The sequence below is a fragment of the Mycobacterium sp. 1274756.6 genome (assembly GCF_001668625.1).
In the GTDB taxonomy this organism is placed as follows: domain Bacteria; phylum Actinomycetota; class Actinomycetes; order Mycobacteriales; family Mycobacteriaceae; genus Mycobacterium.
The window spans coordinates 31,378-46,706 of record NZ_LZLJ01000007.1; the positions used below are offsets into that span (position 1 = coordinate 31,378).

14 protein-coding genes are annotated in these 15,329 nt (G+C 73.0%); 8 read left to right on the forward strand and 6 right to left on the reverse strand.

Annotated features, from left to right (window positions below; all coding sequences use genetic code 11):
• Nucleotides 1-44 precede the first annotated feature (44 nt).
• Both A5643_RS00970 and A5643_RS00975 read left to right on the forward strand, forming a co-directional pair.
• Complete coding sequence (locus tag A5643_RS00970) at nt 45-1,037, forward strand: quinone oxidoreductase family protein (RefSeq protein WP_066851156.1); 993 nt, start codon at nt 45-47, stop codon at nt 1,035-1,037.
• A gap of 9 nt (nt 1,038-1,046) precedes the next feature.
• On the forward strand, nt 1,047-2,060 hold the full coding sequence (locus tag A5643_RS00975) for a carbon-nitrogen hydrolase family protein (protein WP_066851157.1): 1,014 nt from the start codon (nt 1,047-1,049) through the stop codon (nt 2,058-2,060).
• Here A5643_RS00975 and A5643_RS00980 read toward each other — a convergent pair.
• Nucleotides 1,979-2,914: a heme o synthase gene (locus A5643_RS00980; protein WP_066851158.1), complete on the reverse strand. Its 936-nt coding sequence runs from the start codon at nt 2,912-2,914 to the stop codon at nt 1,979-1,981. The genes A5643_RS00975 and A5643_RS00980 overlap by 82 nt on opposite strands.
• A gap of 191 nt (nt 2,915-3,105) precedes the next feature.
• Between A5643_RS00980 and tkt the strand changes: the two genes are divergently transcribed.
• Genes tkt through A5643_RS01010 form a run of 6 tightly spaced genes read left to right on the forward strand, consistent with a single transcriptional unit; the run spans nt 3,106 to nt 9,906 of the window.
• Nucleotides 3,106-5,217 (forward strand): transketolase, encoded by a 2,112-nt coding sequence (gene tkt / locus A5643_RS00985; RefSeq protein WP_066851159.1) that lies wholly within the window; start codon nt 3,106-3,108, stop codon nt 5,215-5,217.
• Between the two features lie 7 nt (nt 5,218-5,224).
• Nucleotides 5,225-6,358: a transaldolase gene (gene tal / locus A5643_RS00990; RefSeq protein ID WP_066851160.1), complete on the forward strand. Its 1,134-nt coding sequence runs from the start codon at nt 5,225-5,227 to the stop codon at nt 6,356-6,358.
• 56 nt (nt 6,359-6,414) lie between these two features.
• The gene (zwf, locus tag A5643_RS00995) at nt 6,415-7,896 is read left to right on the forward strand and encodes a glucose-6-phosphate dehydrogenase (RefSeq protein ID WP_156628420.1); all 1,482 of its coding nucleotides are present in this window, start codon (nt 6,415-6,417) and stop codon (nt 7,894-7,896) included.
• Nucleotides 7,893-8,798 carry a glucose-6-phosphate dehydrogenase assembly protein OpcA gene (gene opcA, locus A5643_RS01000; protein ID WP_066851172.1) on the forward strand — a complete coding sequence of 302 codons (906 nt, stop codon included), beginning with the start codon at nt 7,893-7,895 and terminating at the stop codon, nt 8,796-8,798. The genes zwf and opcA overlap by 4 nt, the downstream gene beginning before the upstream one ends.
• On the forward strand, nt 8,795-9,523 hold the full coding sequence (gene pgl, locus A5643_RS01005; protein WP_066851162.1) for a 6-phosphogluconolactonase: 729 nt from the start codon (nt 8,795-8,797) through the stop codon (nt 9,521-9,523). The genes opcA and pgl overlap by 4 nt, the downstream gene beginning before the upstream one ends.
• Before the next feature lie 8 nt (nt 9,524-9,531).
• Nucleotides 9,532-9,906, forward strand: a complete 375-nt coding sequence (locus A5643_RS01010; protein ID WP_066851163.1) for a hypothetical protein — start codon at nt 9,532-9,534, stop codon at nt 9,904-9,906.
• A gap of 13 nt (nt 9,907-9,919) precedes the next feature.
• Here the strand turns inward: A5643_RS01010 and ppc are convergent, their stop codons facing one another.
• The 5 genes from ppc to A5643_RS01035 all read right to left on the reverse strand — a co-directional run.
• Nucleotides 9,920-12,748, reverse strand: a complete 2,829-nt coding sequence (gene ppc / locus A5643_RS01015) for a phosphoenolpyruvate carboxylase (protein WP_066851164.1) — start codon at nt 12,746-12,748, stop codon at nt 9,920-9,922.
• Nucleotides 12,749-12,770: 22 nt separating this feature from the next.
• Nucleotides 12,771-13,007: a preprotein translocase subunit SecG gene (gene secG, locus A5643_RS01020; RefSeq protein ID WP_066851165.1), complete on the reverse strand. Its 237-nt coding sequence runs from the start codon at nt 13,005-13,007 to the stop codon at nt 12,771-12,773.
• A 32-nt stretch (nt 13,008-13,039) separates the two neighbouring features.
• On the reverse strand, nt 13,040-13,267 hold the full coding sequence (locus A5643_RS01025) for a hypothetical protein (protein WP_066851166.1): 228 nt from the start codon (nt 13,265-13,267) through the stop codon (nt 13,040-13,042).
• A gap of 78 nt (nt 13,268-13,345) precedes the next feature.
• Nucleotides 13,346-14,131 (reverse strand): triose-phosphate isomerase, encoded by a 786-nt coding sequence (gene tpiA, locus A5643_RS01030; protein WP_066851167.1) that lies wholly within the window; start codon nt 14,129-14,131, stop codon nt 13,346-13,348.
• A gap of 34 nt (nt 14,132-14,165) precedes the next feature.
• A partial coding sequence (locus tag A5643_RS01035) for a phosphoglycerate kinase (RefSeq protein WP_066851168.1) occupies nt 14,166-15,329 on the reverse strand: 1,164 nt, incomplete at its 5' end.

Sequence of the window (15,329 nt, forward strand, 5' to 3'; positions counted from 1 at the left end):
GGGTGGGCTGGCCGGGTCTCGGGGCGTCGGCGTTAGATGGCGGTATGCACGCCATCGAAGTCGCCGAGGTCGGCGGTCCCGAAGTCCTGCGTCCGGTGCAGCGGCCGCGGCCCTCCCCCGCCGCCGGTGAGGTGCTCATCGAGAACGCCGCGGTCGGGGTGAACTTCATCGACACCTACTTCCGGTCCGGGCAGTACCCGCGCGAGCTGCCGTTCGTGGTGGGCAGCGAGGCCGCGGGTACGGTCGCCGAGGTCGGCGCCGGGGTGAGCGGGCTGCACGTCGGTGACGCGGTGGTCACCGCCAGCGCCGACGGCGCCTACGCGCAGTTCTGCACCGCCCCCGCCGACCTGACCGCCAAGCTGCCCGCCGGGCTGGCCCCCGACCTGGTCGCCTCGGCGCTGCTGAAGGGCATGACCGCGCACTACCTGATCCACTCGGTGTACCCGGTGCGCGAGGGCGACACCGTGCTGGTGCACGCCGGGGCCGGCGGGGTGGGGCTGCTGCTGACCCAGTGGGCCACCCGGCTGGGGGCGCGGGTGCTCACCACCGCCTCGACACCGGCCAAGGCGGAGCTGTCCCGGGCGGCCGGGGCCACCGACGTGCTCGACTACCCCGGCTCCGACCCGACGGAGTTCGCCGGGCGGGTCCGCGACCTGACCGGCGGGGCCGGGGTGGCCGCCGTCTACGACGGGGTGGGGGCCGCCACCTTCGAGGCCAGCCTGGCCAGCCTGGCGGTGCGCGGGATGCTGGTGTTGTTCGGCGCGGCCAGCGGCCCGGTGCCGCCGTTCGACCCGCAGCGGCTCAACCCGGCCGGATCCCTGGTGCTGACCCGGCCGTCACTGGCCCACTTCATCCGCACCGCCGACGAATTCACCTGGCGGGCAAGCGCATTCCTCGACGCGGTGGCCGCCGGGGAGCTGACCGTCACGGTGAGCGAACGCTACCCGCTGGACCGGGCCGAACAGGCGCACCGGGACCTGGCCGGCCGGGCCACGGTGGGCTCGGTGATCCTGGTCCCCGGCGCCGATCCGCTCTAACCTGGGGACATGCTGCCCGACCAGATGCCCGCCGCCGGCACCACCACGGTGGCCGCGATCCAACAGGAAGCCCGCCTCGCCGACGTCCCGGCCAACCTCGCGATGTGCGAGCAGCTGGCCACCGCCGCCGCGAGCAAGGGCGCCGAGATCATCGTGTTGCCGGAGTTCTTCACCACCGGGATGGGGTTCGTGGCCGAGCTGGCCGACTGCGCGCTGCCGCCCGACGGCGCGGCCACCACACTGCTGACCGACCTGGCCCGCCGGCACCGGGTGCTGGTGGGCGGCTCGTTCCTGTGCCGCGCGACCGACGGGGAGGTCTACAACCGGTTCCTGCTGGCCACCCCCGACGGGGTGGTCGGCGAACACGACAAGGACCTGCCCACCATGTGGGAGAACTGCTTCTACGTCGGCGGCGCCGACGACGGGGTGCTGCCCGACGTCGGGTTCACCCCCGGCGCGGCGGTGTGCTGGGAGTTCATGCGCACCCAGACCGCGCACCGGATGCGCGGCCGGGTCGACGTGGTGCTCGGCGGCTCCTGCTGGTGGAGCGTGCCGGCCTGGTGGCCGCGGCGGGTCACCGCCGCCTGGCAGGACCGCAACGCCGCGACCGCCGCGGCGGCCGCCCCCGCCTTCGCCCGGCTGGTCGGGGCGCCGGTGGTGCACGCCGCGCACTGCGGAACACTGACCTGCCGGCTGCCGGGCACCCCGCTGACCTACCGCGGTCATCTGGAGGGCGGGGCGGTGATCGCCGCCGCCGACGGCACGGTGCTGGCCCGCCGGGACCGCACGCAGGGCGCCGGGTTCGCGCTCGCCGAGATCACGATCGGCCGCACCGCCCCCGCCGACCCGGTGCCGGCCGGGTTCTGGCTGCATCCGCGCGGGCCGCTACCGGCGGTGGCGTGGGCCTACCAGAACCCGCTGGGCCGGCGCTGGTACGCGCGTCACCAGCCGAGCAGGGCGGGCACGGTGGGCAGCGCGAACGCCGAGTCGATCGCGAGCACGCAGAACACGCCCGCCAGGTAGTTGTTGGACTGCAGGAACAGCCGCAGCGGCTGCACCGGGCGGCCGCGGCGCACCCCGGCGAACAACTGGTGGGCCAGCACCAGGAACCAGCCGCCGGCCAGCACCGCGGCGGCCGCGTACAGCCAACCGGTGGCCGGGATCAGCGCCAGCGTCGCCAGCACCATCAGCCAGCTGTAGATCAAGATCTGGCGGGTCACCTGCTGCTCGGTGGCGACCACCGGCAGCATCGGCACCCCGGCCGCCTTGTAGTCGTCCTTGTAGCGCATGGCCAGCGCCCAGGTGTGCGGCGGCGTCCAGAAGAAGATCACCGCGAACATCACCAGCGCCGGCCATTCGATGGTCCCGGTCACCGCCGACCAGCCGATCATCACCGGCATACACCCGGCGGCGCCGCCCCAGACCACGTTCTGCGCGGTGCGGCGCTTGAGGATCAGCGTGTAGACCACCACGTAGAAAGCGATGGTGGCCACCGCGAGCACCCCGGAGAGCAGGTTAGTGGTCAGCCACAGCCAGACGAACGACACCGCGCCGAGCACCAGCCCGAAGACCAGGGCGTGCCGCGGGGTCACGGTGTCGCGGGCCAGCGGCCGGCGCGCGGTGCGCTTCATCACCTTGTCGATGTCGGCGTCGGCCACGCAGTTCAACGTGTTGGCGCTGGCCGCGGCCAGCATCCCGCCGACCAGGGTGACCCCGATCAGCAGCGGGTCGACCACACCGCGCCGGGCCAGCAGCATCGCCGGGATGGTGGTGACCAGCAGCAGTTCGATGATGCGCGGTTTGGTCAACGCCAGATAGGCGAGCAGCCGGTCACGCACCCTCGGTGCGGACGGCACGACGCGCTCGCGAATGCTCACGCACCAACTCCTCAGATTGCCTCAGCCCGCTGGCCTCTACTACACCCGATGGTAGACCGCGGGACCGCCGGGACCGAAATGCAGGGTCGATCGGGCCGGATCGGCGCACCGGGCGGCGGGCGCTGCGGGCGACGATCCCCGGGACTAGGGTTTGGGGAGAAACACCGGACCAGCCCCGAGGAATAACCTACGTGACCACTGTCGAAGAGATTTCCGCCCTCACCGAGCCGCACCTGCCCGCCGACTGGCACCAGATCGATTCGGTCGCGGTGGACACCGCGCGGGTGCTGGCCGCCGACGCGGTCCAGCACTGTGGCAGCGGCCACCCCGGAACCGCGATGAGCCTGGCCCCGCTGGCCTACTCGCTGTTCCAGCGGGTGATGCGCCACGACCCGGCCGACCCGGAGTGGCTGGGCCGGGACCGCTTCGTGCTGTCCTGCGGGCATTCCAGCCTGACCCTCTACATCCAGCTCTACCTGGGCGGGTTCGGTCTGGAGCTGGCCGACATCGAGGCGCTGCGCACCTGGGACTCCAAGACGCCGGGCCACCCGGAGTTCCGGCACACCAAGGGGGTGGAGATCACCACCGGGCCGCTCGGGCAGGGGCTGGCCTCGGCGGTGGGCATGGCGATGGCCGCCCGCTACGAGCGCGGCCTGTTCGACCCGGACGCCGCGCCGGGCACCAGCCCGTTCGACCACTACATCTACGTGATCGCCTCCGACGGCGACATCCAGGAGGGGGTGACCAGCGAGGCGTCGTCGCTGGCGGCGGTACAGCAGCTGGGCAACCTGATCGTCTTCTACGACGACAACGAGATCTCCATCGAGGACGACACCGACATCGCGCTGTGCGAGGACACCGCGGCCCGCTACGCCGCCTACGGCTGGCATGTGCAGAGCGTGCGGGGCGGGGAGAACGTCGCCGCCATCGAGGAGGCCATCGCCAACGCCAAAGCGGTCACCGACCGGCCGTCGTTCATCGCGCTGCGCACGATCATCGGCTACCCCGCGCCGACCAAGATGAACACCGGCGCCGCGCACGGCGCCGCGCTCGGTGAGGACGAGGTGGCCGGCGTCAAACGCGCGCTCGGCTTCGACCCGGAGCAGCATTTCCAGGTGCCCGAGGACGTCATCACCCACACCCGGGGGCTGGTCGGGCGCGGCAAGGACGCCCACGACGCCTGGCGGACGGAGTTCGAGGCGTGGGCGGCGCGTGAACCGGAGCGCAAGGCGCTGCTGGACCGGCTGCTCGAGCACCGGCTGCCGGCGGGCTGGGACGCCGACCTGCCGTCCTGGGAGCCCGGCTCCAAGGCGGTGGCCACCCGGGCCGCCTCCGGGGCGGTGCTGTCCGCGGTCGGCCCCAAACTGCCCGAATTGTGGGGCGGCTCAGCGGATCTGGCCGGCTCGAACAACACCACGATCAAGGGCGCCGACTCGTTCGGCCCGCCGTCGATCTCCACCCGGGAGTTCACCGCGCACTGGTACGGACGCACCCTGCACTTCGGGGTGCGCGAGCACGCCATGGGGGCGATCCTGTCCGGGATCGTGCTGCACGGCCCCACCCGCGCCTACGGCGGCACGTTCCTGCAGTTCTCCGACTACATGCGCCCGGCGGTGCGGCTGGCGTCGCTGATGGACATCGACACCATCTACGTGTGGACCCACGATTCGATCGGCCTGGGTGAGGACGGCCCCACCCACCAGCCGATCGAGCACCTGGCCGCGCTGCGCGCCATCCCCAACCTGTCGGTGGTGCGCCCGGCCGACGCCAACGAGACCGCCCACGCCTGGCGCACCGTGCTCGAGCGCGGCGCCGCCTCCGGCCCGGTCGGGCTGGCGCTGACCCGCCAGGGCGTGCCGGTGCTCGAGGGCACCAGCGCCGAGGGGGTGGCCCGCGGCGGCTACATCCTCGGCGATGCGCAGGCCGCCGGCGGCGACGACCCCGACGTGCTGCTGATCGCCACCGGCTCCGAGGTGCAGCTGGCCGTCGAGGCCCGCCAACTGTTGGCGGACAAGAACATCACCGCCCGCGTGGTGTCGATGCCGTGCCTGGAGTGGTTTTCCGCGCAGCCCGCCGAGTACCGCGACGCGGTGCTGCCGCCGGCGGTGCGGGCGCGGGTGGCGGTGGAGGCCGGCATCGCGCTGAGCTGGCATGCGCTGGTCGGTGAGACCGGCGAGATCGTGTCGATCGAGCACTACGGGGCGTCGGCCGACTACCAGACATTGTTCCGCGAATACGGGTTCACCGCGGAGGCCGTGGCCGCGGCCGCCGAGCGGACCCTGCACAACCAGCGAGAGGGGTAACGCCGATATGAGCACACCAACCCAGAACCCGAACCTGGCGGCGCTCAGCGCCGCGGGCGTCTCGGTGTGGCTGGACGACCTGTCCCGCGACCGGCTCACCACCGGCAACCTCGCCGAGCTGATCGCCACCCGCAGCGTGGTGGGCATCACCACCAACCCGACGATCTTCCAGAAGGCGCTCGCCGAGGGCGACGCCTACGAGGCGCAGCTGGCCGAGCTGGCCGGCCGCGGCGCCGACGTCGACGCGGCGATCCGCACCGCCACCACCGACGACGTCCGGCAGGCCTGCGACGTGCTGCGGCCGCAGTGGGAGGCCTCCGGCGGCGTCGACGGGCGGGTGTCGATCGAGGTGGACCCGCGGCTGGCGCACGAGACCGACAAGACCGTGGCGCAGGCCGTCGAGCTGTGGAAGATCGTCGACCGGCCCAACCTGTTCATCAAGATCCCGGCCACCGAGGCGGGGCTGCCCGCGATCACCGCGACCCTGGCCGAGGGCATCTCGGTCAACGTCACGCTGATCTTCTCGGTGGAGCGCTACCGCGGGGTGGCCGAGGCCTTCCTGGCCGGGATGGAGGCGGCCCGCACCGCCGGCCACGACCTGTCCTCGATCGAGTCGGTGGCCTCGTTCTTCGTCTCCCGGGTCGACACCGAGATCGACGCCCGGCTGGAGAAGATCGGCACGCCCGAGGCGCTGGCGTTGCGCGGCAAGGCCGGGGTGGCCAACGCCCGGCTGGCCTACGCCGCCTACCGGGAGGTCTTCGAGTCCGGGGAGCGGTTCGCCGCGCTGGCGGCCGCCGGGGCGCGGGTGCAGCGCCCGCTGTGGGCCTCCACCGGGGTGAAGAACCCCGACTACCCCGACACCCTGTATGTGACCGAGCTGGTCGCGCCGCACACGGTGAACACCATGCCGGAGAAGACGATCGAGGCGGTCGCCGACCACGGCACGATCAGCGGGGACACCGTCACCGGCACCGAGGCGGCCGCCGCCGCGGTCTTCGACGACCTCGCCGCGGTCGGTGTCGACGTGGCCGACGTGTTCGTCGTGCTGGAGGACGAGGGCGTGCAGAAGTTCGAGGCGTCCTGGTCGGAACTGGCCGACGAGGTCGCCGCCCATCTGGACTCGGCCAACCGCCAGGCGTGACCGGCACCGACGGCGGGCCATGGCGTAACCCGCTGCGGGACAAGCGCGACAAGCGGATGCCGCGCATCGCGGGGCCGTGCGCGGTGGTCATCTTCGGGGTGACCGGGGACCTGTCGCGCAAGAAGCTGATGCCGGCCATCTACGACCTGGCCAACCGCGGGCTGCTGCCGCCCAACTTCGCGCTGGTCGGGTTCGCCCGCCGCGACTGGGCCGACGAGGACTTCGGGCAGGTGGTCTACGACGCGGTGCGCGAGCACGCCCGCACCCCGTTCCGGCAGCCGGTGTGGGACCGGCTGGCCGAGGGTTTCCGGTTCGTGCCGGGCAGTTTCGACGACGACGCCGCCTTCGCCGAGCTGGCCCGCACCCTCGGCCGACTCGACACCGAACGCGGCACCGGCGGCAACCACGCCTTCTACCTGTCGGTGCCGCCGAAGATGTTCCCGATCGTGTGCGAGCAGCTGCACCGCACCGGGCTGGCCGAGGCCCGCGGCGACCGGTGGAGCCGGGTGGTCATCGAGAAGCCGTTCGGCCACGACCTGGCCAGCGCCCGGGAGCTCAACGCGGTGGTCAACGCGGTGTTCCCGGAGGAGGCGGTGTTCCGCATCGACCACTACCTGGGCAAGGAGACGGTGCAGAACGTGCTCGCGCTGCGCTTCGCCAACCAGTTGTTCGACCCGATCTGGAACGCCCACTACGTCGACCACGTGCAGATCACGATGGCCGAGGACATCGGGCTGGGCGGGCGGGCCGGCTACTACGACGGCATCGGCGCCGCCCGCGACGTCATCCAGAACCATCTGCTGCAGCTGCTGGCGCTGACCGCCATGGAGGAGCCGGTCAGTTTCGGCCCCGCCGAACTGCAGGTCGAGAAGATCAAGGTGCTCTCGGCGACCCGGCTGGCCCAGCCGCTGGACCAGACCACCGCCCGCGGCCAGTACACCCGCGGCTGGCAGGGCGACCGGCCGGTGGCCGGCCTGCTGGAGGAGGAGGGGTTCGCCCCCGACTCGACCACCGAGACGTTCGCCGCGATCACCCTGGAGGTCGACACCCGGCGCTGGGCCGGGGTGCCGTTCTACCTGCGCACCGGCAAGCGGCTGGGCCGGCGGGTCACCGAGATCGCGCTGGTGTTCAAACGCGCCCCGCACCTGCCGTTCGACTCCACCATGACCGACGAACTGGGCAAGAACGCGCTGGTGATCCGGGTGCAGCCGGACGAGGGCATCACGCTGCGGTTCGGGTCGAAGGTGCCCGGGCATCTGATGGAGGTCCGCGACGTCACCATGGACTTCTCCTACGGCTCGGCGTTCGCCGAGGACTCCCCCGAGGCCTACGAGCGGCTCATCCTCGACGTCCTGCTCGGCGAGCCGTCCCTGTTCCCGGTGAACGCCGAGGTCGAGCTGTCGTGGCAGATCCTCGACCCGGTGCTGGAGAACTGGGCGGCGCACGGCGCGCCGGAGCCCTACCCGGCCGGCGGCTGGGGCCCGGAGTCGGCCGACCGGATGTTGGCCGGCACCGGCCGGGAATGGCGGCGGCCGTGATCATCGACCTGCCCGACACCAGCACCACCGCGGTCAACAAGCGTCTCAACCGGGTCCGCGAGGAGGTCGGCGCGGTGACGATGGGCCGGGTGCTGACCCTGCTCATCGCCACCAGCGGCGCGCAGCTGATCGAGGAGTCGATCGCGGCGGCCAACACCGCCAGCCATGAGCATCCCTGCCGGGTGATCGTGGTGACCCCCGGCGGCGGCCGGGAGCCGCGGCTGGACGCCCAGCTGCGGGTGGCCGGGGACGCCGGGGCCGGGGAGGTGGTGGTGCTGCGGCTGGGCGGTCCGCTGGCCGGGCACGCCGACAGCGTGGTGCTGCCGTTCCTGCTGCCGGACATCCCGGTGGTGGCGTGGTGGCCCGACGACGCGCCGGCCACCCCGGCGCGGGACCCGTTGGGCCGGTTGGCGATCCGGCGGCTGACCGATGCGACCAACGACCGCGACCCGCTGGCCGCGATCCGGCGGCGGCTGCCCGGCTACACCGCCGGCGACACCGACCTGGCCTGGAGCCGGATCACCTACTGGCGGGCGCTGCTGGCCTCGGCGCTGGATCAGCCGCCGCACGAGCCGGTCACCGCGGTGCGGGTCTCCGGGCTGCGCTCGGAACCGGCGCTCGACGTGCTGGCCGGCTGGCTGGCCAGCCGGCTCGACGCCCCGGTGCACCGGGAGTTCGGGGAGCTTAAGATCGAGTTGATACGTGACTCCGAGACGATCGCGCTGAGCCGACCGCAGGAAGGGGTTGTCGCCACCTTGAGCCGCACCGCCCGCCCCGACACGCTGATCTCGCTGCCCCGCCGCGACGTGGCCGAATGCCTGGCCGAGGATCTGCGCCGCCTCGACGGCGACGAGATCTACCGCGCCGCGCTCGACGGCATCAACCGGGTGCGCTACCCATGAGCGCCACCGTCCAGGTCTATCCGGACACCGCGACGCTGGTGGCCGCCGCCGGGGACCGGCTGGTGGGCGTGATCGAGTCGGCGCTGACCGCGCGGGGCCGGGCGTCGATCGTGCTGACCGGCGGCGGCACCGGCATCGGTCTGCTGCGCCACGCCGCCGCGCATCCGGCCTGCCTGGACTGGTCGGCGGTGCAGGTGTTCTTCGGCGACGAGCGGTTCGTGGCCGCCGACGACGACGAGCGCAACGCCAAACAGGCCCGGGAGGCGCTGCTGGACCGGATCGCGATCCCGGCGGGCAACGTGCACGAGATGGCCGCCAGCGACGGCGAGTTCGGCGACGACCTCGACGCCGCGGCCCGCGCCTACGAGCAGGTCCTGGCCGGTGTCGCCGCGTTCGACGTGCACCTGCTGGGGATGGGCGGCGAAGGCCACGTCAACTCGCTGTTCCCGCACACCGACGCGGTCGCCGAGACCGAGCGGCTGGTGGTGGGGGTGCCCGACTCCCCCAAACCGCCGCCGCGGCGGATCACGCTGACCCTGCCGGCGGTCCGCCGCGCCCGGCAGGTGTGGCTGGTGGTCGGCGGGGCGGCCAAGGCCGACGCGGTGGCCGCCGCGGTGGGCGGGGCCGACCCGGCCGAGATCCCGGCCGCCGGGGCGGTGGGCAGCGAGCACACGGTCTGGCTACTTGACCGGGATGCCGCCGCGAAGCTGCCGCAGCGGCCATAATGGCAGCCATGGCAGACCGCTCCGAGCGCACCCCGGCCCGCGAACGCATCAAGACCCTGGCGCAGGCGGCGATGAACGCCGACCTCACCGTCGGCCAGCTCGACGAGGTGCTCGACGGGCTGTCCAGCACGATCGACGGGCTGGACAACTCGATGGTGTCGCTGAACCGGACCCTCGATCACCTGGATCGGACGTTGGGCAGCCTCGACGAGGTCACCACCGCGCTCGGCGGGGTCGTCGACCGGCTGGAGGCGATCGCCGAACGCGTCGAATACATGCTGGGGCTCAAGGACATCCGCGGCGCGGTGGGCTCACCGCTGGCGACCGCCGAGGCGGCGATGCGCGGCGCGGTGAACACCCTGTTCGGCTGGACCCGCCGCTAGCCGCTGCGCGGCGTCAGCCGCTGTTGCGCAGCGCGCTGGCCAGCCCGTTCATCGTCAACAGGATGCCGCGCCGCACGGCGGCGTCGTCGTCGCCGGCCCGGTAGCGGCGCAGCAACTCCACCTGCAGGTGGTTCAACGGCTCCAGGTAGGGGAAGCGGTTGAACACCGAGCGCGCTAGGCCCGGGTTGTCGGCCAGCAGGTTGTCGTCGCCGGTGATGCGCCGGTGCGCCGCGATGGTGCGGCGGTGCTCGTCGCAGATGGCGGCGAACACCCGGGCGCGCAGCGCCTCGTCGCCCACCAGCGCGGCGTAGCGGGCGGCCAGCCCCAGATCCGTTTTGGCCAGCACCTGGGCCATGTTGGACAGCACGGTGGTGAAGAACGGCCAGCGGCGGTAGAGGTCCTGCAGCACCGCCAGGCGCTCGGCCTCGGGTTCGGGGCCGGCGGCCAGCCAGGACTCGACGGCGCTGCCCACCCCGTACCAGCCGGGCAGCATCACCCGGCACTGGGTCCAGGACAGCACCCACGGGATGGCCCGCAGGTCGTCGATCGAGGCGGTCGGGCGCCGTGAGGTCGGGCGGCTGCCGATGTTGAGCTCGCCGATCTCGGCGACCGGGGTGGACGCGGTGAAGTAGTCGACGAAACCCGGGGTGCGGTGCACCAGTTCGGCGTAGGCGTCGCGGGCGCGGTCGGCCAGGTCGTCGAGCACCGCATAGGCGGCCGCGGCGTGGTCGCCGAGACCCTCCACGTCCAGCAGGGTGGATTCCAGGGTGGCGGCCAGCAGCGCCTCCAGGTTGCGGTGCGCGCCGGCCGGGTCGGCGTACTTGGCGGCGATCACCTCGCCCTGTTCGGTGAGCCGCAGCGCGCCGTTGACCGCGCCGGGCGGCTGGGCCAGGATCGCCTCGTAGCTGGGGCCGCCGCCGCGCCCGATGGTGCCGCCGCGGCCGTGGAAGAGCCGCAGCCGGATCCCGGTGGCGCGGGCCGCCTCGACCAGGTCGAGTTCGGCGCGGTACAGCGCCCAGTTGGCGGTCAGGTAGCCGCCGTCCTTGTTGGAGTCGGAGTAGCCCAGCATCACCTCCTGGGTGTCGCCGCGGGCGGCCACCAGGGCGCGGTACCGCGGCACCGCCAGCGCGCGGCGCAGGATCTGCGCGCCGTCGCGCAGGTCGTCGATGGTCTCGAACAGCGGCACGATGCCCACCGGGGCATCCGGTTGGCGGCCGGCCGCGTCGAGCAGGCCGACCTCCTTGAGCAGCAGCGCCGCCTCCAGCATGTCCGAGACCGACCGGCACATCGAGATCACGTAGTTGGGCACCGCGCGGGCCCCGAACGCCGCGACCGCGTGCGCCGCGGCGGCCAGCACGCCCAGTTCCCGGGCCGCGGTGTCGGACAGGTCGGCGCCTGCGCGCAGCAGCGGCCGGCGGGTGGCCAGCTCGGCGGCCAGCAGCGCCACCCGCTCGTCCTCGCCCAGGCTCGGGTAGTCGGGGTGCACCCCCGCCCAGGCCAGCAGTTCGGCGACGACCTCCTCGTGCACGTCGGAGTTCTGCCGCAGGTCCAGCCCGCTGAGGTGGAAGCCGAAGGCGTGCACCGCCTCCCGCAGCCGGGCCAGCCGGTCCTCGGCGAGCAGGGTGCTGCCGTGCCCGCGCAGCGAGGCGTCGAGGACGTCGAGGTCGGCGCGCAGCTCGGCGGGGTCGCGGTAGGGCGCCAGCCCCAGCTCGAGGAGGTCCGGCGGGTCCCGGTCGAGCAGGCCGGTGGCGGTGGCGGTCAGCCGGCCGCGGATCAGCTCCACCGCCCGGCGGTAGGGTTCGTCCGCGCGGGCCGGGCCGGGTGCGGCGGCGGCCAGCGCGGCCAGCTCGTCGGTGACGGTGACCAGCCGGGCGGACAGCGACAGTTCCCGGCCCAGCAGCCGCAGCTCGCCCAGGTAGTGGGCCAGCGCGGTGTAGGCGGCGCTGCCGGTGGCGTAGCGCACCACCTCGGCGGTGACGTTGGGGTTGCCGTCGCGGTCCCCGCCGATCCAGGAGCCCAGCCGCAGGATCGGCTCGTCGAGCAGCCCGGCGTCGGGCCAGCGGCTCCGCAGCGCGGCCCGGACTTCCGCGTTGACCTCGGGCACCACCGCGAAGAAGGACGCCGGGTAGTAGCGCAGGCCCATCTTGATCTCGTCGGTCAGCTGCGGGCGGGTCAACCGGGTGAGCGCGGTCTGCCACAGCATCAGCACCGCCCGGCGCAGTTCGCGTTCGACGTCGCGGCCGTCGTCGGTGCGGGTGTGGCCGGCGGCGTGCAGGGTCATCAGCTCGGTGACCCGGCGCTGGATGGCGAACACGCTGCGCCTGCGGGTCTCGGTGGGGTGGGCGGTGATGACCGGCCCGACCAGCGCGCCGCGCAGCGCCTCGGCGACGGTGGCGGTGTCCAGCGCCCCGGTGTCGCGGCAGCGGTCGAGTTTGGCGTAGGTGGCGGCCAGGCTGCTGTCCTGCGGCGGCTCCCCGGCCGCCACGTGCAGGGCGCGGCGGCGTTCCCGGTGGATGTCCTCGGCGACGTTGGCCAGCAGCGCGAAGTGGCTGAACGCCCGGATCACCGGGATCGCCCGACGGGTGTCGAGCCCGGCGAACATGGCGGCCAGCTCGTCGCGGTCGAGTTCGGAGCGGCGCACCCGGAACGATTCGCGGCGGGCCCGCTCGACCAGCTCGAAGACCTCGTCGCCGTGTTGTTCGCGGATGGTGTCGCCGAGGATGGTGCCCAGCAGGCGGATGTCGGCGCGCAGCGGTTCGGTGGCCTCCCGGCCGATGCGGGTGCGGCGCACCGCCCCGATCGGGGCGAGGGCGGGGTCGGCGGCGTCGGGGGAAGAGCTCATGCCCCCAGTATCGCGGTGGGGGTCAGCCGCCGTACTTGATCAGCAGACCGATGCCGATGATCGACACGATCCAGATGCCGGTGACGAACAGGGTGAGCCGGTCGAGGTTCTTCTCCACCACGGTCGACCCGGACAGGCTGGACTGGACGCCGCCACCGAACAGGGTGGACAGCCCGCCGCCCTTGGCGCGGTGCAGCAGCACCAGCAGCATCACCAGCACGCTGGTGATCACCAGGAGGATCTGCAGGGTCAAAACCATGGCCGTTACCCTACCGCACCGGCCGCGGCGGGTTATTCGGCGGCGAGGTCGGCGGTGTCGGCGAAGACCAGGCCGCCGTCGTCGAGCAGCACCGCGTAGCGGCGGGCCGGGTCGGCGATGTGGTTGGGGCCGATCTCCACGGCGAAGCCGGCGGCTTCGCCGAAGTCGTCGACGATCACGCCGGTGGCCTCGGCGTCGGTGCCGGCGAACACCCGCACCCGGCTGTCGGTGGTCACGTCCTTGCCGTCCTGCACCGTCATGTCCGTTCCCTCAGCTGGCCGATTCGTCGCGGTACTCGTTGTCAAGTACAGCACACCGGGTGCGATGGTGGCCGCGGATTACGGCAGCGGCCCGCCCGCGGCGATCGCCGAGAGGGTGGCGAACTGCTCGCCGTCCAGCGACGCCCCGCCCACCAGGGCGCCATCGACGTCGTCGCAGGCGATGAGGTCGCCGATGTTCTTGGCGTTGACCGAACCGCCGTAGAGCACCCGGACGGTGTCGGCGACCGCCGGGGAGGCCAGCTCACCGAGCAGGGCCCGCAGCGCGGCGCACACCTCCTGGGCGTCGGCGGGGCCGGCCACCCGGCCGGTGCCGATCGCCCAGACCGGCTCGTAGGCGACGGTGGTGGCGGCGATCTGGTCGGCGGAGAGCCCGGCCAGGGAGCCGCGCAGCTGCTCCACGCAGTACTCGACGTGGTTGCCGGCCTCCCGGATCTCCAAGCCCTCCCCCACGCAGACGATCGGGGTGATCTCGTGTTTGAGTGCGGCGGCGGCCTTGGCGGCCACCAGCGCGTCGTCCTCGCCGTGGTAGCTGCGCCGCTCGGAGTGCCCGACCACCACGAAGCTGCAGCCCAGCTTGGCCAGGAAGGCGCCGCTGATCTCACCGGTGTAGGCGCCCGAGTCGTGCCGGGAGACGTCCTGGGCGCCGTAGGTGAGCCGCAGCTTGTCGCCGTCGACCAGGCTCTGCACGCTGCGCAGGTCGGTGAACGGCGGCAGCACCGTGACATCGACCTTGTCGAAGTACTTGTCCGGCAACGAGAACGCGATCTTCTGCACCAGGGCGATCGCCTCGAAGTGGTTGAGGTTCATCTTCCAGTTGCCGGCGATCAACGGCTTGCGGCTCATGGCTGTCCTTCGCTGCAGGGGTGGGGTGCGGGGGTCAGTTGCTCAATACGTCCAGGCCGGGCAGGGTCTTGCCCTCGAGGTACTCCAGGGAGGCGCCGCCCCCGGTGGAGATATGGGAGAAACCGTCGTCGGGCAGGCCCAGGGCGCGCACCGCGGCCGCCGAGTCCCCGCCGCCGACGACCGAGAACGCGCCGCGGCCGGTGGCGGTGGCGATCGCCTCGGCGACCCCCTTGGTGCCCGCGGCGAACGCCGGGAACTCGAAGACGCCCATCGGCCCGTTCCAGAACACGGTGCGCGCGTTGGTCAGCAGGGCGGTGAACCGCTCCACCGAGCCGGGCCCGATGTCCAGGCCCATCCGGTCGGCCGGGATCTGGTCGACGGCGACCACCTCGGCGGGGGCGTCGGCGGCGAACTCGGGGGCGACGACGACGTCGACCGGCAGCCGGATGACGTCGTGGTAGGTCTCCAGCAGCCGTTTGCAGGTGTCGACCATCTCCGGCTGCACCAGCGAGGTGCCCACCGACAGGCCCTGGGCGGCCAGGAAGGTGAAGCACATGCCGCCGCCGATCACCAGGCTGTCGGCCTTGCCGGCCAGCGACTCGATGACCGCCAGCTTGTCGGAGACCTTCGAGCCGCCCAGCACCACCGCGTAGGGCCGCTCGGTGGAGGTGGTCAGCTGCTCCAGCACCGCGACCTCGGCGGCCACCAACGTGCCCGCGTAGTGCGGCAGCAGGCCGGCCACGTCGTAGACCGAGGCCTGCTTGCGGTGCACCACCCCGAACCCGTCGGAGACGAACGCGCCCGGGCTGCCGTCGGGGGCGGCGACCAGCTCGGCGAGCTGCTCGGCCAGCGCGCGGCGCTGCGCGTCGTCCTTGCTGGTCTCGCGCGGGTCGAACCGGATGTTCTCCAGCAGCAGCACGTCCCCGTCGGTCAGGCCCTCGGCGCGGGCCAGCGCGTCGGTGCCCACGACGTCGCCGGCCAGCTGGACGTGCCGGCCCAGGTGTTCCGCCAGCGCCGCGGCGACCGGCGCCAGGGACAGCTTCGGGCCCGGGGCGCCCTGCGGCCGGCCCAGGTGCGCGGCGACCACCACCTTGGCGCCGGCGTCCACCAGCGCCTGCAGGGTGGGCACCGACGCGGCGATGCGGCCCGGGTCGGTGATGGCGCCGTCGGCGTCCAGCGGGACGTTGAGGTCGCTGCG